The organism is Inquilinus limosus (assembly GCF_051487185.1).
Taxonomy (GTDB): domain Bacteria; phylum Pseudomonadota; class Alphaproteobacteria; order DSM-16000; family Inquilinaceae; genus Inquilinus; species Inquilinus limosus_F.
In genome coordinates, this window is sequence record NZ_JAHVDK010000007.1 from 178,698 (window position 1) to 201,909 (window position 23,212).

25 protein-coding genes are annotated in these 23,212 nt (G+C 65.3%); 3 read left to right on the plus strand and 22 right to left on the minus strand.

Features of this window, described 5'->3' with window-relative positions; all coding sequences use genetic code 11:
- Positions 1-4: 4 nt before the first annotated feature.
- From KXR53_RS10410 to KXR53_RS10475, 14 genes are all read right to left on the minus strand, one after another.
- Positions 5-1,987 carry a conjugal transfer protein TraG gene (locus KXR53_RS10410; RefSeq protein ID WP_437375059.1) on the minus strand — a complete coding sequence of 661 codons (1,983 nt, stop codon included), beginning with the start codon at positions 1,985-1,987 and terminating at the stop codon, positions 5-7.
- Between the two features lie 147 nt (positions 1,988-2,134).
- Positions 2,135-3,865, minus strand: coding sequence for a relaxase/mobilization nuclease domain-containing protein (locus KXR53_RS10415; protein ID WP_437375060.1), 1,731 nt, complete (start codon positions 3,863-3,865; stop codon positions 2,135-2,137).
- 334 nt (positions 3,866-4,199) lie between these two features.
- A complete protein-coding gene (locus tag KXR53_RS10420; protein ID WP_437375061.1) occupies positions 4,200-4,484 on the minus strand; it encodes a hypothetical protein in 285 nt (94 codons plus the stop codon).
- 297 nt (positions 4,485-4,781) lie between these two features.
- Positions 4,782-4,979 (minus strand): hypothetical protein, encoded by a 198-nt coding sequence (locus tag KXR53_RS10425; RefSeq protein WP_437375062.1) that lies wholly within the window; start codon positions 4,977-4,979, stop codon positions 4,782-4,784.
- A gap of 273 nt (positions 4,980-5,252) precedes the next feature.
- The gene (locus KXR53_RS10430; RefSeq protein WP_437375063.1) at positions 5,253-5,900 is read right to left on the minus strand and encodes a lytic transglycosylase domain-containing protein; all 648 of its coding nucleotides are present in this window, start codon (positions 5,898-5,900) and stop codon (positions 5,253-5,255) included.
- Positions 5,897-6,415: a S26 family signal peptidase gene (locus KXR53_RS10435; protein WP_437375064.1), complete on the minus strand. Its 519-nt coding sequence runs from the start codon at positions 6,413-6,415 to the stop codon at positions 5,897-5,899. The genes KXR53_RS10430 and KXR53_RS10435 overlap by 4 nt, the downstream gene beginning before the upstream one ends.
- Complete coding sequence (locus KXR53_RS10440) at positions 6,412-6,876, minus strand: DUF2840 domain-containing protein (RefSeq protein ID WP_437375065.1); 465 nt, start codon at positions 6,874-6,876, stop codon at positions 6,412-6,414. Before KXR53_RS10440 ends, KXR53_RS10435 begins: the two co-directional genes overlap by 4 nt.
- Positions 6,873-7,097, minus strand: a complete 225-nt coding sequence (locus tag KXR53_RS10445; protein ID WP_437375066.1) for a hypothetical protein — start codon at positions 7,095-7,097, stop codon at positions 6,873-6,875. Before KXR53_RS10445 ends, KXR53_RS10440 begins: the two co-directional genes overlap by 4 nt.
- Positions 7,094-7,732 (minus strand): ParA family partition ATPase, encoded by a 639-nt coding sequence (parA, locus tag KXR53_RS10450; RefSeq protein WP_437375067.1) that lies wholly within the window; start codon positions 7,730-7,732, stop codon positions 7,094-7,096. Before parA ends, KXR53_RS10445 begins: the two co-directional genes overlap by 4 nt.
- Positions 7,729-8,772 carry a replication initiator protein A gene (locus KXR53_RS10455; RefSeq protein WP_437375068.1) on the minus strand — a complete coding sequence of 348 codons (1,044 nt, stop codon included), beginning with the start codon at positions 8,770-8,772 and terminating at the stop codon, positions 7,729-7,731. The genes parA and KXR53_RS10455 overlap by 4 nt, the downstream gene beginning before the upstream one ends.
- Positions 8,769-9,065 (minus strand): helix-turn-helix transcriptional regulator, encoded by a 297-nt coding sequence (locus tag KXR53_RS10460; RefSeq protein WP_437375069.1) that lies wholly within the window; start codon positions 9,063-9,065, stop codon positions 8,769-8,771. The genes KXR53_RS10455 and KXR53_RS10460 overlap by 4 nt, the downstream gene beginning before the upstream one ends.
- Before the next feature lie 128 nt (positions 9,066-9,193).
- A complete protein-coding gene (locus KXR53_RS10465) occupies positions 9,194-9,736 on the minus strand; it encodes a DUF2285 domain-containing protein (protein ID WP_437375070.1) in 543 nt (180 codons plus the stop codon).
- Positions 9,678-9,959 carry a transcriptional regulator domain-containing protein gene (locus KXR53_RS10470; protein WP_437375071.1) on the minus strand — a complete coding sequence of 94 codons (282 nt, stop codon included), beginning with the start codon at positions 9,957-9,959 and terminating at the stop codon, positions 9,678-9,680. The genes KXR53_RS10465 and KXR53_RS10470 overlap by 59 nt, the downstream gene beginning before the upstream one ends.
- A 192-nt stretch (positions 9,960-10,151) precedes the next feature.
- Positions 10,152-10,406 (minus strand): DNA -binding domain-containing protein, encoded by a 255-nt coding sequence (locus KXR53_RS10475; RefSeq protein ID WP_437375072.1) that lies wholly within the window; start codon positions 10,404-10,406, stop codon positions 10,152-10,154.
- 180 nt (positions 10,407-10,586) lie between these two features.
- Here KXR53_RS10475 and KXR53_RS10480 point away from each other — a divergent pair, with 180 nt between their 5' ends.
- Positions 10,587-10,805 (plus strand): helix-turn-helix domain-containing protein, encoded by a 219-nt coding sequence (locus tag KXR53_RS10480; protein WP_437375073.1) that lies wholly within the window; start codon positions 10,587-10,589, stop codon positions 10,803-10,805.
- Between the two features lie 114 nt (positions 10,806-10,919).
- Here KXR53_RS10480 and KXR53_RS10485 read toward each other — a convergent pair whose 3' ends face one another.
- Both KXR53_RS10485 and KXR53_RS10490 read right to left on the minus strand, forming a co-directional pair.
- Positions 10,920-12,113 carry a DUF932 domain-containing protein gene (locus tag KXR53_RS10485; protein ID WP_437375074.1) on the minus strand — a complete coding sequence of 398 codons (1,194 nt, stop codon included), beginning with the start codon at positions 12,111-12,113 and terminating at the stop codon, positions 10,920-10,922.
- A 307-nt stretch (positions 12,114-12,420) separates the two neighbouring features.
- A complete protein-coding gene (locus tag KXR53_RS10490; protein ID WP_437375075.1) occupies positions 12,421-12,729 on the minus strand; it encodes a DUF736 domain-containing protein in 309 nt (102 codons plus the stop codon).
- Between the two features lie 904 nt (positions 12,730-13,633).
- On the opposite strand from KXR53_RS10490, the gene KXR53_RS10495 reads away from it, so the two are divergent.
- Both KXR53_RS10495 and KXR53_RS10500 read left to right on the plus strand, forming a co-directional pair.
- Entirely contained in the window at positions 13,634-14,125 is a 492-nt protein-coding gene (locus KXR53_RS10495) for a MucR family transcriptional regulator (protein ID WP_437375076.1), read from the plus strand.
- A 196-nt stretch (positions 14,126-14,321) separates the two neighbouring features.
- On the plus strand, positions 14,322-14,561 hold the full coding sequence (locus tag KXR53_RS10500; protein WP_437375077.1) for a hypothetical protein: 240 nt from the start codon (positions 14,322-14,324) through the stop codon (positions 14,559-14,561).
- 301 nt (positions 14,562-14,862) lie between these two features.
- On the opposite strand, the gene KXR53_RS10505 is transcribed toward KXR53_RS10500, so the two are convergent.
- The 6 genes from KXR53_RS10505 to KXR53_RS10530 form a co-directional block, all read right to left on the minus strand.
- Positions 14,863-16,443: an ATP-binding protein gene (locus KXR53_RS10505; RefSeq protein ID WP_437375078.1), complete on the minus strand. Its 1,581-nt coding sequence runs from the start codon at positions 16,441-16,443 to the stop codon at positions 14,863-14,865.
- Positions 16,440-18,068, minus strand: a complete 1,629-nt coding sequence (locus tag KXR53_RS10510) for a hypothetical protein (RefSeq protein WP_437375079.1) — start codon at positions 18,066-18,068, stop codon at positions 16,440-16,442. The genes KXR53_RS10505 and KXR53_RS10510 overlap by 4 nt, the downstream gene beginning before the upstream one ends.
- Entirely contained in the window at positions 18,061-19,080 is a 1,020-nt protein-coding gene (locus KXR53_RS10515; RefSeq protein WP_437375080.1) for a DGQHR domain-containing protein, read from the minus strand. Before KXR53_RS10515 ends, KXR53_RS10510 begins: the two co-directional genes overlap by 8 nt.
- Before the next feature lie 130 nt (positions 19,081-19,210).
- Positions 19,211-20,251: a hypothetical protein gene (locus KXR53_RS10520; protein ID WP_437375081.1), complete on the minus strand. Its 1,041-nt coding sequence runs from the start codon at positions 20,249-20,251 to the stop codon at positions 19,211-19,213.
- Complete coding sequence (locus KXR53_RS10525) at positions 20,252-21,913, minus strand: DEAD/DEAH box helicase (RefSeq protein ID WP_437375082.1); 1,662 nt, start codon at positions 21,911-21,913, stop codon at positions 20,252-20,254. It lies immediately after the preceding gene.
- A 225-nt stretch (positions 21,914-22,138) separates the two neighbouring features.
- Positions 22,139-23,149 (minus strand): hypothetical protein, encoded by a 1,011-nt coding sequence (locus KXR53_RS10530; RefSeq protein ID WP_437375083.1) that lies wholly within the window; start codon positions 23,147-23,149, stop codon positions 22,139-22,141.
- Positions 23,150-23,212: the final 63 nt, after the last annotated feature.

Below are 23,212 nucleotides of genomic sequence, written 5' to 3' on the forward strand. Positions count from 1 at the left end.
CCGCTCACAGCCTGATGCCGTCGTCGGGGTCCATCGCCGCCTGTCGGGCGGCCACGCGCATGGCCCGCCGCACCGCCCTCGCCTTCACGGCCTCATCGTCCGGCTCGTCCTCGAGATCGGCGAATTCTCTCACTGACTCGGCCGCCTCTGGCGAGATGGCCTCGTGCTCGGGCAGCATCGGCTCGCGACGGATGCCGCCATTCGCCGGATCCTCTGTACTGTCCCCAGCGCGTTCGGTCGCAGCCGATCCGTTGCCTGGAGGCACACTCCAATCGCTGGCGCCGACCGCTGCTTCCTTCGGCGCCAGCGAAAGCTCTGGTGGTGGCGACAGAACCCGGCGGGCGAGGCGCGGATCCTCATAATAGCGAACCTTGCGGGCCTGGATCGGCGGCATGCCGGAGACGAGCACGAGCTCCTCCGTCGGTGGCAGTTGCATTACCTCCCCCGGCGTCAGCAGCGGCCGGGCTGTCTCTTGCCGGGAGACCATCAGGTGTCCGAGCCAGGGCGACAGCCGATGGCCGGCGTAGTTCTTCATCGCCCGGAGCTCGGTCGCGGTACCAAGAGCATCGGAGACGCGCCGGGCCGTTCTCTCGTCATTGGTCGCGAAGGCGACACGGACATGGCAGTTGTCGAGGATCGAGTTGTTCGGCCCGTAGGCTTTCTCGATCTGGTTCAGCGACTGGGCGATCAGGAAGCTCTTCAGGCCGTAGCCGGCCATGAATGCGAGCGCGCTCTCAAAGAAATCCAGCCGCCCGAGTGCCGGGAATTCGTCCAGCATCAGGAGCAGGCGATGGCGCCGACCCGCCGGTTCCAGCTGCTCGGTCAAGCGGCGGCCGATCTGGTTCAGCACCAGTCGGATAAGGGGCTTGGTCCGGCTGATATCGGACGGTGGCACCACGAGATAGAGCGTGGCCGGCCGGTCGCCCTCGACCAGATCGCCGATCCGCCAGTCACAGCGCGCCGTCACCGCCGCCACGACAGGATCTCGGTAGAGGCCGAGGAAGCTCATCGCCGTCGACAGCACGCCGGAGCGCTCATTGTCGCTCTTGTTGAGGAGCTCGCGCGCCGCCGAGGCCACGACCGGATGCGGCCGGCCGCCGAGATGCCGCGTCGTCATCATCGCGCGCAGGGTGCTCTCGATCGGCCGCCTCGGATCGGACAGGAAGCCCGCGACGCCGGCGAGGGTCTTGTCCGGCTCGGCGTAGAGGACGTGGAGGATGGCGCCGACCAGAAGGCTGTGGCTGGTCTTCTCCCAATGATTGCGGCGCTCGAGCGCCCCTTCCGGATCAACCAGGATGTCGGCGATGTTCTGGACGTCGCGGACCTCAGCGTCGCCGCGGCGGACTTCGAGCAGCGGATTGTAGGCGGTCGAGCCCTGATTGGTCGGATCGAACAGCAGCACGCGGCCGAAGCGGGCGCGCCAGCCGGCGGTGAGCTGCCAGTTCTCCCCCTTGATGTCGTGTACGATGGCGGCGCCGGGCCAGGTCAGCAGCGTCGGCACGACGAGGCCGACGCCCTTGCCGCTGCGGGTCGGGGCGAAGCAGAGGACGTGCTCCGGCCCATCGTGGCGGAGGTACTCCCCCTCGAAGCGGCCGAGCACGACACCATCGGCCCCGAGCAGGCCGCCCTCGCGGATCTCCTCCCCTGTCGCCCAACGGGCCGAGCCGTAGGTCGAAGCCTCCTTCGCCTCGCGCGCCCGCCACACCGACATGCCGATCGCGATCCCGATCGCGGCGAAGCCGCCGACGGTCGCGATCAGCCCGGCCTCGATGAACAGGCCAGGCGCATAGGCGTCGTACCAGTACCACCACCAGAACAGTGCCGGCGGCGGATAAAGCGGCACGCCGCCGAGCTCGGCCCAGGGACTGCCGAGCTCGGGTTGGTAGCCGAGCCGCCAGGCGGCCCACTGGGTCGCGCCCCAGACGGAGGCGAGCACCACCGCGAACACGACGACGATCTGGCCCCAGAGGATCTTGGTTCCCGACATGTCGCACCTTGCGAGAAGCACCGCACAGGCGATGTCGGGAAGCCCGGTCGCAAGGCAACCGCCGAAAGCCCGCCGTCGCACATACGGCGAACCCATCGCGCGAAGACAGGTTCTGTGCGGAGCACCCAGGGGAGGAACCTCGCCACCTCAGATCCCGAGCCCCCGTTTGCGCTCCAAGCTCCAGTCAACGCCGCCATCGGCCCGTACAACCCCGGAGACTTCCTGTCCGAGGCGCCGCTTCAGCGCCGGCGACCAGGGCACCAGGCTGAAGCCGAGGCCGTCGTCGATCATAGCGAAGCGGCCGGAGGCGAGGTCGAGCCGTCGGCGATAGATGCCGCCGACCGGATCGCCGGCGGCCGCCCCGGATCGCGGCAGGCCGGTCTCCGAGGCCAGCGCCGCCGCGGCAGCATCGAGTTCGCGTCGGCGCAGCGTGGCGAGGAGGTCGCGGGCGAAGACCACCCGCTGTCCCCGCCGGCGCGCCAGCCCGTCCTCGGCGAGCCGCTCGATCCGCGCCTCCAGGGCTGTGCGGACTTCGGTGCCGAAGCCGCCCTCCGACAACGTCGCCGGCTCGCGCGCGACGAGATGGCGGTCGAGCCAGGTCGCGCCACGGGCGCCGACCTGCGCCTGGATGTCGAGATCCGAGCGTGTGATCAGCTCCGCTCTCCCCGCCCGGATCTCGACCATTCCGCCGAGCGGCGGCGTGTGCTCGAGCGCGCTGAGGTCCGCGAGACGGAGATGGTGGACCCGGCCGTCGATCCCGTCGATGACCGCATAGGCTGTGCCGGCGAGTTCGTCGTGCAGGCCCTGGTCGACGAGGCGCCCTATCACGGGAATCGTCATCCCCGCCCCGTGGATGACGTAGTCGCCGAGCGCCCGCTCCGTCCCCTGCTCGGCCAGGCTGCAGTGCATCGTGCGGATGATATCGCCACGGTCGCCGAGCTCGCGCAGCGTCCGCTCGGCCTCGGCACCGACCACCCATTGGGCCGGGCCGGCAGGCACCGTGAGCCCCATCCGCTCCAGCCGTTGCAACCGGCCGATCATCAGCCGGCGGAGATCGGACGCGTCGTCGCCGGAGCCCGTGGGCCGCAGGTCGACGAAGCCTTCCTCGTCCACCATGCGGCGGATCTCCGTGTCGAGCCGGGTCCAGCGCTCGGCCTCGACCTCCCGCTCCAGTCCGAGCTGCACCGCATGCTCCGGCTTCGGGCCGAGCTCGAGCGTGACCAGCGCCTCGGCCCGCGCCCGCAGGCCGCGGCTGATGTAGTCGCGGGCGATGACAAGGTCGCTGCCGTCCTCGGCGATACCGCGGACCAGGAGGTGGACGTGCGGATTGTCAGTGTTCCAGTGGTCGACCGCGATCCAGTCGAGCCGAGTGCCGAGGTCGCGCTCCATCTGCGCCGCCAGGTCCCGGGTAAAGGCCCGGAGGTCGGTCATCTCCGCCGCATCTTCCGGCGAGACGATGAACCGGAAATGATGCCGGTCGTCCCGGCAGCGGGCGGCGAAGGCGGCGTCGTCCGCCGCATCGCTGCGGGCGTCGAACATGTGGGCCTTCTCGCCGTCCCAGGTGACGCCCTCGCGCCTCAGATAGGCGAGGTGAGCGGTGATGGGCGCCGAGCGGAAGGCCGGCCCCTTGTGCCGGACCACCCGGGCCTTGACGACCACGCGCCGCCCGGGCGCAAAGAGCCGCTCGCGGCTGAAGGCGAGCCGTCCGCGGCCGAAACCCGACCGGCTCGGCTGCGGCAGCCGGGGTGAGCGCGGCCCGACATGCCCGCTCTTCTGCGCCGCCTTCAGCACCTGGGCGATGAATGTCGGCCGGCGGCCACCGCCGCGGCTGCGGATCCGGCCCAGCCGGATACGGAGATCGTCGTCAGGCGTGCCCATTGCCGATCACCTCAGAAGCTGCTCCAAGCACAGTGCTGCGAAGGGCATTGATCCGATTGAGAAATCCCCCTGCGACAGCACTCCAAAAAACTGCATGGCCGCAAAAATATCAGCCGGATCAAAGGCTTACCCATCCACCAGCCACACCCTTTTATCTCGCCGTAGCTCAAAAGTTGTTTTCACTCTCTCGGATACGCAACTCGTAGTAGTAGGATATCGCAGCCCGTCGGGCTGCATCGCGGTGTTGGGCCAGTACCCGCCCGGCAGCGCTGCTGAGCGCTGAATGCAGAAGGCGGGAGCGGCACCCTGGGCACCGCCCCCGCCGTGGAGAGGCCTAGTCGATGAGAGCGAGCCGCTTCTGGGCGGTCAGGATCTCGACGACGGTGGAGCTGTCGCGGGCCTCACCCTTCAGCTTGGCGGCGTGATCCCAGGGCCCGAGATTCTCGACCACATCGTCGAAGTTGTCCTCCTCATCGTAGTCCGGACCGGGCAGGTAGAGCGGCGCCCGCTTGCACGCCGCGATGGCGTTCTCGAGCCGGCGGATGAGGGCGAAGGCCTCCCGCCGATCATGCCAGTAGGCGTCGGTGCCCGGGATGAGACGGGATGATGCGATGGTCATCGGAACGCTCCTTGGTTGACGTCCTCCGCGTCGAGGACGTGTCCCGGGCTCGGCCGGCGGAGCGGCCGTCAAGGACGCCGGAGGCGCCGCGGAGCGGGGCGTGGGGGAGCCGAAATGCGTCAGCATTTCGGGGGGACCACGCCTCCTTGACGGGCGTTTCGTCCCGGCTGACAGGATGAGACGACCGAGACGAGAGAGGGGTTGGAGCAGGCCTCTCCAGGTGCGTCGGTCAGTCGCCGGATGGCGGGCGCGACGCTCGACGAACGCCGCGCCCGATGCGCTTGGAGCTGTCTGCGATCAGCTTTCCGGATGCCGATAGGCTGCAGCACGGCGGCGCCGCGGTCGCGTGTCGAACAGCGCGTCGAAGGCGCGGTCGAGCTCCGCCTGGCGGGCGATCGCCTGCGCGAGCTCGGTCTCGGCCGCACTCCGCTCGCGGCGGGTCAGATGGCAGTGGAGCAACTCGGCCTCGAGCTCGCGGATGTGGTCGTGGAGCATGGTCCTCTCCGTCCCAAGTCTGAAGACGGGAGGTGCGACGCATGCCGGGACGGGCCGGGTCGTGGATCGCCGCAGGCGACCGGCTGGCCGGCGAGCGGGGGAGCCGATTTTGTCGAGCGGGACGACAGACCGGCGCGCGCAGCGCGCACCTTGCGCTCGGCAAAATTGGGGGGACCGCTCGTCCACGACGCGGCCCGTCCCGGCATGGGAGAGTGGGCGATCCGAAGAGACGGCCTTTCTCTCCGATGGGGCTCCGTCGGTGCCGCCGCGCCATCAAGGTGTCGACTTCCGCGCCGTGCTCACCGGGACGAACAGGCCGCCGGCCGACGACGGCCGGAATGCCGCCCCTCGGCCGGTGCCATGCAGGTCGACGAACAGGCTGACGGTGGATGCGATCGCGGTCAGACGCTGCCGTGCCACGTCCGCATGGCCGAAGGCCGCGAGATAGGCCTGCGTCTCGGCCGGCAGAGCCCGGCCCTCCGACAGGTGCTCGTCCATATGCCGCGGGCCGGCATTGTAGGCAGCGAACAGGCCGGGATAGCCGTAGCGGTCGTGCATCTCGCGGAGATAGGCGGCGCCGGCCTGGATGTTGTCGCGCGGATCATAGGGATCGGCACCGAAGCCGTAGCGGCCGCGCAGTTCGGCCCAGGTCTCGGGCATGATCTGCATCAGCCCCATGGCGCCCTTCGACGAGACGGCATGCGAATCGCCGCCGCTCTCAACCCGCATTACAGCGCGGATCCATGACTCCGGCACGCCGAAGCGCCGCGATGCCTCGGCGATGTTGGCCGACCAAAGGTCTTGCGCCCTCGCTGCGATGCTGCTCGCGAGCTCGGCACGGACAGGGATCGCCCATGTGCAGACACAGAGCAGGATGGCTGCGGCCAACCGGCCCCGGCGATGGCTGCCGATCGGCGTCATCGCCGTCCCTCATATGTCCAGAGCGGCGCCGCGCGGCCGACGATCGAGGCGACCGGCACAGGCCCGAAATACCGCCCGTCGAGCGAGTCCGGGACGCCCCGGTTCATGAGGAAGACCTCACGGTCGCCGAGCAGCCGGCAGCCCTGCCAGACGGGCAGCGTCCGGCCGAGCCGATCGCGCCCGAGCGCCCGTCCGACGGCGACGCCGTCGATCAGGATCCGGAGACCATCGCGGCAGATGGTGCTGCCCGGCAGCGCGGCGACGCGCTTCAGCAGCGGCACGCCGGCCGGCAGGTAGCCGCGATCGGCGAAGAGCGGGACGAGCGCGGCCGGCGCCCGCGCGAGCACGATGTCGCCGACGGCGAGACGGTCAACTGTGTGCACGCGGTAGAACCCGACCGGCAGGCTCGCCGAGGCGTTCCAGACGAGGCGCGGCACCGGCGGGCCGACCGCTGGGCCTGCGATCAGACTCACTCCGGCGAGCATCGCGGCCAGAACAGCGATACGCGCCCTCATGCTTCGATCCTCCGGCGCTTGAGCCAGGCGGCATGCCGCTCACGGCTGTAGGGCCGCGGCTCGAAGCCGGCGCTGAGGCGGTTGTGGACGTGCCGCCAGTGATCCGGCGCCGCGTCAGCCGGATCGATCCGGAGCGCCAGGACCGCGTCGATCGCCTGCAGCACGTGCTCGATCTTCGGCCAGCCGGACTGGCGGAGCAGGATCTCGGCGCCGGGCCGCACATGCGGCACCGTCGCGCAGCCCTCGCCCGGCGCCACCGCTCGCAGGATGTCGATGCGCGAAACCCCGGTGCCGAGATCGGTCGCAGCCCAGCGCAGGACGGCGAAGACGCTGCCGGGCGCGAAGGACAGGACGCGCCGATGCTGATCGACGGCCGCCTCCGCGACCGGCCGGCCGAAGCGGAGCCAATGCTCGATCCGCCGGTGCAGCCGCAGCAGCTCGAGTCGGGTGAGATCGCTCATGATGCGTCTCCGGTCTCGTCGGATGCGGGGAAGTGCCGCGCGAGCAGGTCGCGCAGCAGATCGGCGACGGTGACGCCCTGGCGGTAGGCCGCGATCTTGATGCGGCCGCGCAGCTCCGGGGTGACGTCGATGGTGAGCCGGGCGGTGAAGGGTCTGCGCGCCTCCGGTGCCCGGATCCAGGCTTCTGGGCTGCGCGGCCGCTTGGCGAACGGCCGGCTCATGGCATCAGCCTCTCGATCTCGGCGGCGAGCATGCGGATCTCGCGGACGGCGATCCGGCTGCGCGGGAACTCGCCGACGAGGCGGCCGCTGCGGGCGGCGTCGGCGAAGGCGACGCGCTGGCCGATGCGCACGGCGAGCGCCGGCGGGTCGGCCCTGGCGAGCGACATCGCGGTGTCGTGCGCGATCACAGTGCCGGCACCGCAGCGGTTCAGCAGGAACCGCGCCAGCAAGTCGGGCCGGAACTGCCGCGCCTCCTCGAGCAGCCGGAGCGTCTCGGCCGAGGCCCAGCCGTCGAAGGGCGAAGGCTGGACCGGGATCAGCACGAGGTCGGCAGCGAGCAGCGCCGAGCGCATCAGCGCGGCGACGCGCGGCGGCCCGTCGATGACGATGTGGTCGACGCCGCGGGCGATTTCCGGCGCCTCCCGGTGCAGCGTGTCGCGGGCGAGGCCGATGACGCCGAAATGTCGCGGCCGGCCGGCCCGCGCCCGCTGCTCGGACCAGTCGAGCGCCGAGCCCTGCGGGTCGGCGTCAATGACGGTGACGCGCCGGCCCTGGCGGGCCCACTCGCCGGCAAGGTGCAGGGCGAGCGTGGTCTTGCCGACGCCGCCCTTCTGGTTGAGCAGCGCCACGATCATGGCGGGCCTCGACGGGCAGCGACGGCTGCACTCCGGAGCGCACCATCATCAATGTTAGAGTTTTCTAAGTTAGACTCTAAGTTACGGGCGCCGATCTCGTTGGCAGACCAAAGACTTAGCTGGGTTCCGTGCGCCTGATGTACCGATAGCGCCGCGCCCGAAGTACCGATACCCGCTGCGCCCGATGTACCGAGTGCAGTCACAGGCTTATCCACCGATTCTGTGGATAAGTCGGGGCCTCCGGTGGGTATAACCCATAGCAGGCCGCCCGCCTCGAAAACCAGCCGATAGCCGGGCAGCGGCTGGCGGGCGGCGATACGGCGGAGGTCGAGGGCGAAGTCGGACAGCCGGGCCAGGCTGCCGGACTTGGCGTGGAGATGGCGGACCTCGAAGGCCCAGCCCGAGGGCTGTCGGCCGGCATGCTTGCGGGCGACCCGGTAGAGCCAACGCTCGATCCCGCCCGTCAGCCGGAAGTACGCCGGGTCGATGGTCAGCACCAGCGAGCGGTCCAGCACGCCGCGGTAGAACCAGTCCGGCAGCACGAATTCCATGCCGCGGCAGCGGCCGAAGCCGTCGACCAGCTCCTGCCATTCGCCGATCCAGGAGAACTGGTGCCGGCGCCAGTTGGGACCCTGGCGGATCGTGGTCAGCACCACGGTCGACTGCAGCCGCTGCAGCGCCGCCTTGAGGAGCCGGTATTGGCGGAAGCCGGTGTCCCGGCCGGTCGCCCGCAGGATCTGGTACGGCGTGAAGCGCAGGAAGCGCGAGGTGCGGAGGCCATGATCAGCAGCCTCGACGATCTGGGTCGCGGCCCAGATCAGGATGTCGGCGTCCCAGATGGTCGCCATGCCGTGCTCCGGCACGGCGTAGATCTGCACTTCCGTCTCACCGGCCTGATAGAGGATCGGCCGGGTGCGCCGGCCCTTGGCCAGCGAGAAGAAGGGCCGCTCCATCAGGTCGCGCTGGTCGCGCGGGCTGACGCCGTCCCCGGGCAGCGCCACGAAAGGATCGAGTGTTGCCCGCTCGGGGAGACTGGTCATCGTCCCCTCCCCGGCTCGGGGCGATCGGCGTATTGCGGTGCCACCGCGGCGTGGCGCTTGGCCGGCAGCACGGTGTCGGTGCCGGGATCCGAGGTAGAGCGCTTGGCGCCGCGGTCGGCCCAGGCCTGAAGGTCCTCGATGGTGTAGACGACGCGGCCGCCGATCTTGCGGTATCGCGGGCCGGTGCCGTAGGTGCGGTGCTTCTCCAGAGTTCTGCCGGACAGGCCGAGGAAACGCGCGGCCTCGGGCGTCCGGAGAAAGCGCGGCGGCATTCCGGCCAGAGGGTCAGGCATGGTCGGGCTCCGTGATCTTCGGGAAGGCCGCCGGACAGGGCGGCCGGTCGAAGGCCACGGTGGCGAAGCGCCGCCGCGCGGGCGGATGGCGAAGACCGGGGTGGCGACAATCGCCACCCCGGCTGCTTTCAGCGTCGGGGCCCGAGCAGCCGGCGATAGCCGCCGCGCATCAGGGCCAGGCCGGAGCGGACGAGACGGATGGTCCGGTCCCGGATCGACGAGGTCTTCCAGCTTTCCTCGCAGACGCGGTCGGCGCCGAACAGCACTTCGGCGATCTCGCGATAGCTCGCGCCCTCCGACCGTCCGTCGAGGGCGCGGAGCGACGCGACAAGGCGCGCCCGTCGCTGCGTCGGCAGGATCGGCGGAGCCTGTGGTCGTCCCTCGCGAAGCAGACGCCAGAAGCGAAGCGTCGCTTCGGCTCGAAACGGTGCTGTCACGTCCAGCGAGAGGGCCGCATCAACGGTGGTGCCGCGGGCCGGAGGCCCCGGCAGCCAGAGGCGATGCGTGCTGCGGCCATCGCGCAGCAGCAGATGCAGGCCATCCGCGCTCCGGCGTTCGGCAACGGCGCCGAACCAGGCGTCGGGATCGAAGACGATGGCGTCGGTCGGAGGATCAGGGAGGGAGGGGGTCAGAATCACCGTGCGGACGTGCAGCTCGGGCAGCCAGAACACAGGCTGCTCGGAGGCACGCCGGCGCGGATCCGCCAGAAAAGGTCAGCCCCCAGCGCCGGGCGAGGTACGCAACCTCGGCCTCGGGGCCGAGAGCCTCCTTCCCCTGCGCGCGCTCGTAGTCGCTCCGATACTCCGGATACCGCCGCAACGCCTCCCAGGCGAAGTCCGGGGCATCCAGATTGGAGTCGTAGGCGGCCCGTGACCGCCAGTCGCCATGTGGCATGACGTCTCCCTCGGTCCGGCATCATCAACGATGCACCGGCCGCATCTTGGGAGAAGTTTCCTGGCTGAGAAGTCCTCGCAACGGCATCACGTGATGCCGATTGCGTGCACAGCCGACTCCGCGCCTCGCCTCAAAGCTGCAAGTGCGACGATGTGACTCTCCGGAAATCCGGTTCTCCGGATCGGCGGCGGGTCAGCCTTTGCGCAGGAGCTCGCGATAACCTTGGGCGCTGAGCCAGCGGGCCCGGGCGAGATGGCTCTCATGGCATTTGCGGACGCGCTCCGGATCCCGCTCGGGATCGAGGCCGAGCACAATCCTGGCGACCTCGCGCCAGTCTGCCGCCTCTTCCGCCGCGTCGAGCAGCCGGAGATAATCCACCAGATGCTCCCGGTCGTAATCGGTCAGCTCGTCGCCGGTCGGCGCCGTATCGGCAAACGAAGGAGCCACTCGTCCCTACCCCCTCATCGGGTCCGCAGTGTCAGCCGCCGGACAATATGCCCTACAATTAGCGGGGCTGTCACGGCCGTAGCAGATCTGGCTTGCCGGTCGTCGATCAGCGAAGCCGGCTAATGTAGACTATAGTCCGTGGTTCGATAGTCAACAGACGGCTTGTCTGCATGCATGGACATGCGCAAGCTGGTGGCCCGCAACCTCAAGAAATTCCGCATCGACGCGGACCTGTCTCAGGAGGAGCTGGCAGAGCAGTCCGGAGTCGATCGCACGTACATCAGTGGGATCGAGCGCGGTGTCCGCAATCCAACAATCGTCATGCTTTGGCAAATCGCGTCCGTATTGAAGATCGAGCCTTGGCAACTGATCCATCCGGACTCGACGGCAGACGAGTGAAATGAGAAGACCCGCCGATCCGCGAATGCGGATCGGCGGAAAATAGCAGATCCTGGAAGGCGTAGAGACGCAAGGCCGTGCAGCCGGCAATCCAGCTGCACGGCTCCGTGATGATCAGGCGGCGCGCTCCAGCAGCGCCCGGGCCTTGCCCTCGAGCTCGAGCCGGCCGTCCTGGTGCGGCTTGGTCCGCGCCAGCGCCGTGATCCCCTGCACGAAATCGAACAGGCTCTCGGGTGGATGCCCCTCCTCGTTCAGCACGGTCGCGATGATCCGTGCCGTCTCCGGCTTGGAGAAGCCCCGCTTGCGCAGGAAGGCCTGTCGGTCCTCCTCGGTCCGGGCGACGATCCGCTCCCGTGCCGCTTTGATCCCGGCGACGAAGGGGGCCGGGCTGGAGTTGGCGAAGCTGGCCAGGGCCGGCGCCGCCTCATGGGCGAAGCGCTGCGCCGCGAACTTCGAATGTCGGATGGTGATCTCCTCAAAGCCTTCCACGCCCCAAAGGTTGCGATTCTGGCAGACGGCGCGGAGATAGAACGAGGCGATGCCGAGGGTCTTCGACCCGACTTCCGAGTTCCAGGCGTAGAAACCACGGAAGTAGAGGTCCGGCTCGCCGTTCGGCAGCCTGCCCACCTCGATCGGGTGTGTGTCGTCGACCAGGAACAGGAACACGTCGCGGTCGCTGGCGTAGAGGGTGGTCGTCTCCGCCGTCACGTCGACGAACGGGTTGTGGGTCATGGTCGCCCAATCGAGCACGCCCGGCACCTTCCAGCGGGTGTCGCCGGTGCCGTTGCCGGCGATGCGCTGGACAGCGGCGACGAGTTCGTGATCCCAGATGCGGCCATAGTCTGGCCCGGTGACGGCGCGGAGCTCGATCCGGCCGGCCTCGGCTTCGAGAGTCTTCACCAGTTCGCCGCGATGGTTAAGCAGACCGTGCTGCAGGTTGATCCCGGCCAGCGGCGCCGGCAGTTGCCGCAGATAGGTCGACGGGGCGCCGATCAGGGTGCAGAGCTGACCAAAGCTCCAATGTGTCGGCGAAATCAGCTCGTCCCGGCCGGGGACGATCAGTGCCAGACGCTCGGCATCGTCGCGGCTGGCTTCGACGCGCACCGCCCGGCTCTCCACCGTGCGCGCGGTCGCCCGCTGGGCACGCGCGAGCACCGCCGCATGCAGATCGGAGAGGCTGAGATACCGCTCGTCGGCGGGACGGGCGTACCACTCCGACGCGACGCGGCCGATCCGCTCGCCGCGGCCGATATCGACATGGAAGCCGTTTGAGGTCGCCTGCTCGTCCGAGGTCACGCTGGTGGTCATGGTCGATCTCCTTGGGATGGGGTGTCAGCGCAGCGCTGCGCTGCACCCCTGCCCGTCGGCGAGACCGGGGGAGCAAGGGCAAGGGCGGCCGGAGCGGAGGGGGATCACCCGACCTGCACGAAGGAAGGTCGGGGAGACCGCGCCGGCCGAGCATCGCGGTCCCTTGCCCGCGCGGGGGCGGAGCCCCAAAGCAAGACTCTACGGGACAGGTTGGACCGCAGGTCCTCCGCATGGATCGCTCGCTGGCCCGGCATGAGCATGCGAAGGCGCCCCGCTCCGGAGAGCGGGGCGCCGTGATCCGGCCGGATCAGTCGCCGTTGCGGCGGGACCAGATCAGCGAGAGGGTGTCCTCGCCCTCGATCTCGACCAGCGAGGCGTAGATCGGGGCCGGGAAGCTCGGATCGTCGAGCTTGACCGAGAGGTAGTCGCGGTCCGCGTTCGAGGTCTTCTTCCAGGCGGCGCCGAACTCGATGGCGCCGGCGTAGACGCGGTAGTCCGGGGCCTTGTCGTTCTCGCGCTCGGCCGGACGGATGGTCGCCTTGACGTTGAGGGTCAGGGTGCGGACCGCGCCGGAGAAGCCGTCCGCGGACTTGGTGAAGGTGCCGATGGTCGCCATGATGCTCTCCTCTTCCGTTCTCGGGCCGCGCCCATCGCGGCCTCGATGGCGATCGCGAGGCCGAGGGACGATCGCGCCGCAGCCGCAGGCCCGCAGCGCAGCGCAGGACGGCGGGCACCGGCTTTTTTGCCTGGCGATGCAAAGCCGGGCCCGCCCCGGCGGCGGAAAAAAGCCGACGCCCGCCGTTGCGGACCAGCGATCGAGGCGAAGCCGACCCCTCGGCCAGATCGGGCCATCCGAGGCGGCATGGGCGTGCCTGCGGACGGGCCACGAGGAGACGTGGCGGCATGTGCACTGCCGCCAAGGGAGGCGGTACCGCAGGGGCGTGCAGGAACCCGCTCCAGCAATGGCATGGCAGCAAAGACTGGTGAAGGGAAGCATCCGGCAAGGCCCGGCCATCCGGCTCGACAGCGGAACACCGGCACGAGGCAGGACAAGCTCCTCTGTCCGCCCGGCCACCGCTCGATCCCGCGTCAGCCCACAGCAGGCCCCGGTCTGTCCGATACGCCTGGTTCGGGACGGCACCGCGCACCGCTGCATCCCGGCGTTCCGAGCACGATGCGACACAAAAGAACGGCCATATCGTCGCCCGCACTATCCGGCCGGGAAGCGGTGCCGCGGTCGGGCCATCGGGATTCCCACGGGAGCGGAGCTCGCTAGGCTCGGCCGCCAAGGGCGGCCGAGCTGACATGAGGCAGCCGCAGGAGCGTCAGCGAAGCGATGGCGCAGCCGGGACGCGGGGCCGACTGCGTCCGCTCGGGCCGTGCCGCATGATGATCGAGGATGCGATCATACGGCGGCTGGGGTTTCATCGCAGCTTGGAAGCAAAAACAGAGAATGGACGTGGCCCTTCAGTGTCTCTACAAAGACGACGTCTTAAATATTGGCCACGGGAAAAATGCGAATGGCAGTGAACGGGGAAGCGAAGGCGTCGCATGACGAACTTCTCAAGCTGACGACGACGATCGTCTCGGCCCATCTCGGGCACAACACGGTTGCAACGACGGATCTACCGAGCGTGATCCAGCAGGTGTTTGTCGCCCTGGAGAAGCTCGGCCAGCCGGCCGAGCCCGTCGCGACGAGACCCGAGCCGGCAGTGCCGATCAAGAAGTCGGTGACGCCGGACTATCTGGTCTGCCTGGAGGACGGCAAGAAGCTGAAGATGCTGAAGCGTCATCTGGCCTCCGCCTACAACATGACGCCAGATCAGTACCGCGAGCGCTGGGGATTGTCGGCGGATTACCCGATGGTCGCGCCGAACTACGCCCAGCAGCGCAGCAGTCTGGCGAAGTCGATCGGCCTGGGTCGAAGCCGAGCGGCGACGAGGCCGGCCGAGCCAGAGCCCGCCTCAGCACCTGCGCCGGCGAGAGGGCGAAAGACCAAAGCGAAGGCGTGAAGAGGACGATGGCAAGACCGCCGCTCCGTGACTGTCGAATGGGAACGGCGGCCATTCCGAAGGGACTGCGCTGAGAGCAGATCCAGCGTCGGCACATCGGAAGCGGACATCCCCAGAGCCGGATCGACGAACTCCTGCCTTGAGCTTATATCGCCAAGGCGGGCGGCGACGGTTCCGCCGGCGAAGGAGGGCGATGATGACCAGACGGGCTGCGGTCTGGCGCCAGGACGGAATTGATCCCGGCTGGTTCTTCGCCGAGGGCATCGGGTCGGTCAGGAGCAGCAAGAGCTACAATCGGCCGGGCGGCTGGTGGTTCCTGCCAGCCTGGCTGTCCGACACCGAAGAGCACGATATCGGACCGTTCCGATCCAAAGCCCTCGCGCTCAGCGAGGCCGAACGCCTCACCGCGGAGCGTCATCGCCAAAGCCGAGTTTGATGTGGACGGGCCGCTACAGCGGCCGTCCGCTCGGCCCCCGAAGCAGCACTCACCAACCCAGGCGGGCGTTCGACATCTGGCCGGCACACCACAAGCAGGTCTAGCTCCAGCATCCGGGAGGGACGTTAGATGGAACTCCGGAGTCGGCCCAGAGCGATACTTCCCCACCTTCTCCACTACATCGGCAATGGCCATTGCAATAATCGAACTCACCGACTTGCGGTCCAGCTTCTCTTGCCCCCTGACGGATAATGTCCAATTTGAAGGGAGATCTCCAGTCGACAGCCGAAAACACAGTCCATCAAATTGGCAGCCTTTGGCCTGCAATCTCCTGTTCTAGGATTCGATCAACTAACGCCTTAGCTGCATTCTTGTTGGTGGAATGGGCATAGATGATCTTGATCATACGCTGGAAGAATGCCCGCTCTGCTTCCGGCAGATGCTCAAGAGGATCACCCGCTGTTTTCGTTTCGGTTGCATGGATCAGATCTCTCTTCAAACCGGCGATCTGCTCTACGAGGCCGGGCGCAGCCTCCGCAAGTAGAGGCATAGCGGCTATTTTTTCCAGCTTCAGCAATGCTGTTTCAGCCGCAGCCATAACGCCGCTTCGGCCGCTCTCATCAAGCCCTCCCTGGCTCAGCACATCCGCCCGGCCGCGGACGTCGGCCGCGGTCAGTTCGAACTCCCGGAGCTTGGATCTCCGGGACGAATAGGTACGACAGCGAGTGGCAATGTCCCGGGTCAGTGGCCCCAAGTGGTTAAGCAGATTGGTATAGTGAACATTGGGCTCGAACTGGTCTCGGCGACCATTGGGGATCAACCGCGGATCGAGAACGTGCACCTCGCCGACGGCCCAGGAGTTAAAGCGCAACTCCGGGAAGATGCCCTCCAGAATTGCAGAGTCTCCGACTTGGAGATTGCCTACCCGGAGACGGACGCCCTTCACTAAAGTACCAACGGTAAGCGCGCCTTCATAGCCATGGTGCAGAAACCATGCGATCGCAGCCAAATTCTCACCATCTAGCGAGGGAATTTCGGTAAAGGTCGGCGCTTCGAAGGTGCTGACCCGTCCGCCGAGATCGACGGTGTTCCGGTGCGGTCGGGTAATCGGCTCGGCTTCGTTGATGCGAATCTCCAGCTCACAAAAGCCCGGATGGGCACTGAGCCGCCTTGTGATCAAGGGCCCAAATGTGAACTCTGGGTGGAACGGCACGGGCGCAATCTGAGCCAAGTAGTCAGAAACATCTTCGGGACTGAGCAGCTTATCACTTCGCCCACGCGCCACGCGCAACAGCTCCACCTCAAAAAAACGGGGGCCATCTTCTTTAGTTGTCGGCCGCGTCGAAGCATTCACCACTTGAGCGACTAGATCAGCAACGTTACCATCGAAGGTCAGATCACTGAGGAACGCCTTCAATTTGCGGCAGTCCCATCGGATCTCGGACACGTCCGGCTGGCCTTCTGCGCGCGAGCGAAACACGAGCTCCTGCGCGTGACCGAGGCCCGCCAGTCGGCCTACGCCGCGGAAGCCACGTGCGGCCGTGCCGCGTTTTTTGCTGCCGCCCAAAGCGATCATCCGTTCCAAGAAGCGTCCGGGCTCGATCGCCTTGCCGTCATCTCGGATGCGCACGGACCTAGCTTGGGCGTCAATCCGGATCGAGACTGAACCCGGGGAATCTGCGTTCAGCAGCCCGTCTCGGCGGGCGGCATCTACGCTGTCGGCTGCGTTCTGAATGTACTCTCGGTAGACCACAAGTGGATCGACATACATAGCCGTCGAGAGCAACTCCAGCACGTCCTTCCCGAGCCAGACGTCACGGCGGTCGACCTGTAAGGCCGCCGCTACGGGCTTCGCGGCGGCGCGCAGCGGGACCGTGCTCATGCCCTCACCATTTGCGGCTGGGTGCGAGCGACGTCTCCGAGCGGATTGCTGGCGTCATCGTAGTCGAGCCCTGCGTCTTCCACCCGCTCGTCTTCGGCTAGGCCGAGGTCCACGGGCACGGTGCCCCGTGCCTTCTGCTTGGCCCAGATAGTGAACAGTTCCTCCTTCGGGCGCGGCACGTAGTAGGGCAGCACCCTGCGGACTGCGGCGCTGATCGCCTGCTCGCGCAAACCTCGAAAATCGCGAGGGTCGCAAGAAGACAGCAAGGTGAGAAGCTCGCCCCGCTCATCAGCATCCAGCCGGGAGTAATCGGATTGGAACTCGTCAAACTCGGGGCGGCCGTCGTGGTGCTCGTACCAGTCACGATTAAAAATAAAGTCGTGAGGAAGGGCCAAGATACGCTCGTACTCTTCGCTGGTGTCGCCAAAAGCGCGTTTGAAGAACTCGGGTTCACCACTCACGACACCGTGAGTGGCCTGCAGGATGATCTGCATAGACCGCAGCTGATATCGGCTCCAGCGCTCCCCAATGTGACCGCGATCAGGCCTGTCGGTGGGTTGGTAGCGCATAGGGAATGACCAAATACGCACACCCAACTCTTCATTGAGCGTCACATTCAGTCGCATGCGCTCGAATAGATCAGATGGCCCATCATGGAAGTTATAGAGCATGTAGTTCGACAGCTCAGTGAGGCCGAATTCGTGAGCGAACCGCACCGCCTGCTCATACGGCTTGCGCACACCAAGATGATCAAAGGCGATCCGAAGTGGTCGCAGGCAAATGGTGGCCAACTCCCGCAAGTACATAGGATCCTTGCAGAGAATGCGCGCATCGACGCCTTGATTGAAATCGACGCGGCGCTGGACCGGCGCGCGCGCGCCGGGCCGAGTCAGCTTGACCCCTGGAGTAAACCCCAGGTCTCGAATTTCAGCGATAATGTCCTTGAAACGTGGGCTCGCGACAACGTTGTTGTCCATCAGAATCAGGTCTTTTTTCGGACCGTAGAGCGCGTCGATTGCCTGCACCACAGCCGTCAACGAGTCGGTGTCTCGCTGCATGCCTTCTAGTTTGGGCACCCCGCAGAAGTGACATTTCCGAATGCAGCCCCGAGAAGTATAAGCGAAGTACGCATCCCTCACGGGGTATTTATATTGAATCTGATCCAGGATGCCATAGTCGGGAATCAAGTCCTCAATGGCTTTACCTGATCGATCGGTGGCGTAAAGTTCTTCAGCAAACTCATCTAGTTGCAGCGCAACTGCCGGCGGGTCGGACAAAAGCCCCTTGATGAAACGCACACCCTGCCAGCGGCGCTCTTCAACAAATCGCTCGTGCATCAGCGATGCGGCGATGCCGCCGACAAACACTTTATCCGCCTGGCCGTTCGCGACTTCCAGTGCGAAATCGATCGTCTGGGCGATCTTTGGGTATTCGAAGGAGAAGAGAGTGGTGACGTAGATCCGATCCCACGCCTGAGAAAGCACCGATCGATCCTGCCCCTTGATGAAGCGGACGTTGTCACGCTTGCCACGAAGGCCGTGATACTGGGCGATCTTCATCAAGCCCAGCGGGGGATACTTGTTCTTGTAGTCCGGCTCGACGAGGAGAATGTTTTTGTCAGCCATGTGCCACCCGGAGCGGTGCGCGAAGCCGAGCCTCGCGAATGATCTGCACGGCGGATGAGACCCCGCTCTCACCGCCTAGCCCCCTGAGAGGCCCAGTGCTGGACCAGTCGAAGGTCATGGCAAAATCGCCAAGCGCGGCGGTGAAAACGTCCACGTCCAGGCGACAGCCGGCCTGCTGCTCATTCACGATATCCGCAGCCACTTCCATCAGGGCATAAACGCCAATACCCTTGGTCACCAAATGCGTGCGCGCTCGCATGAAGACGTGCGGCGCGACGGCGGCCATGGCCACCCAAAAGTCATGGACGGTACGCGCTGCCTCCTCGGCGGTTGCCAGCCGGCCGGGCTTGAGCCGACGCAGGAACAGCTTGGCTGCCTTCTGCATCGTGCGCAGGGACGCACGTCGCTCCAGTCCGGAAACCGGCGTGCCTCCGAGGTCAAGCCTGTTGTACCAGGGGGAACTCGGCTCGTTTTTTAGATAGAGCGCGATGAGCAGCTCCGGCCTTTCGACAGCCAAGTCAGCGCACAACTGTGCATCATGGAAATCCAAGAGGCTTCGCGACAAACCGCGCGCTTTGCCATTGATGACGCCGAAGATCTCCATCTCCTCGCGCTCAGTGAGCCCGAGGAAGCACATGAAGGGGAGGGGAATACTCAGGTCCGTGAGATAGCCCAGGCGATGCTGGCAATCGACCTGGGCGAGAGGCCGTCGCCCCGGACGCACACGAAGCTCCAGCACGCCCATAGACTCTTCGACCAGTTGCCAGCTGTCATCGTCCGCGGGGCGCAGATTGAAGGTCAATGGGATAGTGGCGCTCCCCGGCTGCTGGATATAACGACGGAAGTCCAGGCTATGCCGGGCGTTGAAGCGACGCTGATACCCGCGGCCGGTCCGTTCGTCGAGCACGTCAGCGAAGCTCAAGGCGTGCAGCAATGCAGCGGGCGCAAACCCCATCATGACCCGTCGGTCGGCCGATGCTCCCACCAATCCGTGCAGAACCGCGGTGTTCAAACCCTCCCCCCGGGAATGCTCGCCCCTCAAATTGCAGCGGCGCGCTGCGATTCCTGCAGCCGCCCACTGCAATTACCCCAAACTGACTCAGTTTGTCGATCGGAAAAATGGCGCTAAGAGCCGGCCACCTTTAGCTGATCAAGTTTTTCCTGGAATCCAGCAATTCCTTCAATTTCCTGGATTTTTTTTCGATTTCCTTTAGCTCGAATTGCATGCTGTCTCGAATGGCCTTGGGTGCCTCCAAGAGGTCGTCCTCCGTGGTGGACTCGACCAACCACCTGCGAAAGCGTCGCAGTTTGTTCAGTGCGTGGTTCTCGCCACCGGCGGTCACCGCCTCCTCATAAGCGTCCGCGAAGCTGTACGTCCCGACCATGTAGCGCTTCAGGATCTTCGGATTGCCTGAACAGATGGTCGGCAGCTTGTCCCGGAGCTCCATCGCCTTGTCGATGGCGCCCGACTTGATCTGCTCAACGATGAAGGCGTCGAAGCCCGCGACATCATCCCGGACTTTCTTGATCTTTCGCGATTTCAGGAGCTCATCATAGTAGCTCCAGCGCTCCCGGTTGGTATCTTTGTGCTCGATCATGAACTCGTACACCGCCACCAGATGGCGTGCTTCCTCCTTTGTCAGACCGATCTCAGCGGCAATCACCGGCAGATCCACGTTCTGCGATTTAAAGCGTCGATATACAAAGCCGGCCTTCTCGTAAGGCGCCCAATCCTTCTTGCCTTTGACATGATATTGCGCCAGAAGGGCAAAGATTAGCCGGTCGTCCATATTGGCAGGCAATAAGGTGCACTTCACCTTGCTAAAGTGGACAGGATCCTCGGAGGCCAAATGGTGATAGGCCGCCAGGCGGCTGTTGCCTTCCAGAACCACGAAGTCTCCATCGCGCACGATCAAGGGGTCGATTAGTCCACCGTTCGCGCGGATGTCCTGCACCAGCTCGCGCACATGCTCCAGTCCCAGCAGGCGCTCCAGTATGTCTCCCTGCGACGGGGTTTGACCGTCGGCTCGGACGAAGGAGTAGACACGAGGGTTGTCGACATAGAACTGGAGCTGCTTGTACGGGACGTCCCGAGTTACGGTCGCAACCGTCTGGCCCCGAATCAGAAGCGTGCCGGCCGCTCCCTTGGCACTCGCCGGCACGGTTGTCTCCAAATCGCTCATCTACTCGCCTGCTCCCAAAATATCGCGGATCACCCGACCGAAATCATAGTTTGCCAGGCGAGTGTATTCGTCTCGGCCTACATCCGCCTGCGCCAGTTGTGCAGCCAGCCGCTTTGCCGTCAGAAGCGAGTCGACCCACTCGTCCACCGTTTCAGCGCCAATCAGATTCCAAACAAAGCAAGTCTGAGTTTGGGAAATCCGGTGAATGCGGTCTTGTGCTTGCAAATAGTCGTCGAGGCTGAACGAGCGGTCGAAGAAAACGGCTTGATTGGCTACCGTCAAAGTGAGCCCCTCCTTGGCCGCCCCCGGGGTGGCGACCAGCACGTTGACCTCCGGATCGGTCTTGAAGGCGGCAATGGCTGCGTTGCGCGTCTCCATGTCGAGTGCGCCGTGTACTTTGACCGAGCCATGTTCGGCGAGTTCGGCGGCCAGCCAATCAGCGTTGGCCACGAATGATGTCCAGACGATGATCTTGGAACCAGCGTTCACCGCCTCCTTCACCAAACGGTGCAAGACAGCTAACTTGCCCGGCACCTCGGCATAGGCCTCATCAATCAAGCGGGGATTGGAGGCGAGCTGTACTAGGCGCAGCAGTCGTTTCAATACTTCCTCGGCGTCATCCTCTACCAGCTGATCACCGGTCACAACAGTGGCGCGCAGATCTCTGCGGATGGCTTCATAAAGCTCCCGCTGGCGTGGTGCGAGTGGCACGAGGAGATTGGCGATCTGCTTGTCCGGCAGCTGCAAGCCCGCGGTCGCCTTGGTCTCTCGTACCGAGAAGGGAGCGATGCGAGCGAAGACTTGCTCGAGCTCCGCCTCGAAGTCACGACGACGCGCATCGTCCTTCCAAAGGTCGTTGGTGAGGTCAAGTTTGGCCTTGAAGCTCGAAAAGTCGCTGCCTAGCGCTCGGCCTTGATCCAGGAAGAAGATCTGGGACCAGAGGTCGTAGGGTCGGTTCGCCACTGGCGTGCCCGTCATGATGACTCGTCGTGTGAAACCGGACGCCAACCGATGTAGCGTCCGCGTCACCTCCGCGTCAGGATTCTTGATCTTATGCGCCTCATCGAGAATGGCCGCCACACGCCTCGTCTTCAGGAACAATGCCAGGCGACGCTCCTCGCTTCGCAGCACCTCGTAGTGCGCGAGGAAGATTGGAGTCGGCGAGTTAAGGGCGTAGAAGTTGGCCCCGTGGTTCTGGTCCAACACGCGGGCTTTCAGATGCGAATGGGCTGCGATCTCTTCCGTCCAATTTTGCACCAGGCTTCGTTTGGTCACAAAGAGCACGGCGTCCACGGTCCGCGCTCTCAACCACTCCAACGCCAAGTCGATGCCTATCTTGGTCTTCCCCAGCCCCTGTTCGTGAAACAGCGCCGCGAACGGCAAGCCTTTCACCGCCTCCACTGCCTGCAACTGATAGGCGAAGGCATCGTGCCGAGCGCCGAGATTCAGGTTGTCTGGGCGACGTGTCCGAGGCAAAGCGGGATCAAGCGACGCCATCAAAGACCTCAATGCTGACAGCGGCATGATGAGGCTCACAAAGTCCGCGCAGCACTGTACGAGCACGAGCGGCAGTGAACGGCGGAACAGCGAGATAGAAGGTCGAGCCAGGGCGCACTGCGAGATGATCCAGAAAGGCACGGATCTGCCGAGCAGAGCGGTCACTCTCCAGGTCGGGGAAGGTCTTTGCCTCGCCCACGACCTCAAAGGTCGTTGGCAGGTCGCTGGCGAACAGGTCAGGCAGAAAGCCACCTATAGTCGGCGGCCGGTCTAGGCCGAAGTCCGGATGATCGGCCAACAGCAACAGGCCACGCAACGGCCGGTGTCGGGCTCGCACCAAGGCGATGAGTCCCTCCACGAGTCTAACGTGGTTTATGGACTCCCCAGCCATCAAGCTGACTGATTGATCTCGGCGACCAGCCCTTGCAATGCCTCCAAGGCGTCCACGACATAGCGGACTGTATCATCCTCTGGATTCGCCCGTAGCCGCTGCAGCTCGACCAACGGGATGCCTTCCACCTTCTCGGTGAGAGCGCGGGCGAGTTGTCCCACAGAAGCGTTTCGCAGGTCCGCGCTGAGCTCTGGCCTCTCAATGGCGTCCAGCGCTGGCTTTATCCCCTTTTTCAAGAACATGGCGCGGGCTTGACGGTCGCCGAGCACCCTCGGTAACTGGCGAATAGACGCCAAGCCGATGATCTTCTTGTCTTTTATCCAGGCAGCAAAGTCGTCGAGCGTGAAACCAGCCTTTAAGATCGCTGTCTTTACCTTGTTGTTCTGCAGCTCTACAAAGCCGCTAAACCGCTGGGTGTCATAGTACTCGCCAGGTTCATGGAGCTTTCGGAAATGATTCTCCATGTCCGCGAATGCGTTGATGGACTTTTGCACATCGCGTCGATCGCCCCCGCACAGATCAACTAGCCGGTCCAACGGCATCATGTGTTTATAGTGCAGCTCCCACTGGTACTTGGCCTTTGAATAGGCGTCCCAAGCGCGCGGACCGACCAAGTGCGCCTGCAGGCGGATGGCGTCCAATCCTTCGCCCGTGAGCCCCTCGTGCACAATCGCCGGGATCGTCGACCAGTCACCCTCCACACCATCGCTGTTGAACTGCCGGTAGATATAGAGGCGCGTGTTGCCTTCGATGCAAACGAGCTTCCCGTCAGCACGGCGATTCACGATGATCGGCTGCATTATTCCACGATTGGCAAGGATCGAGTTGCGAAGCTTTTCTGGAGTCGTCGCGCCCTTGCCTTCCTCACCCTCGCCGGCAACGTCCAGCGCGAGCGCTATGTGATTGTCGTCCAGTTCGCCTTCGTAGCTCTCGAGAAAGCGCCGGATTCTTGGATTTTCACGGTCGAGCTCCACCTCGTGGATCGACAAATTCTGTTGAATGCCTGCCATGGGAAAAGCACCTCAGCTGAAAGCCGCACTATAAGGCGAGGGCGCCGTCAGCGGATAGCCCTT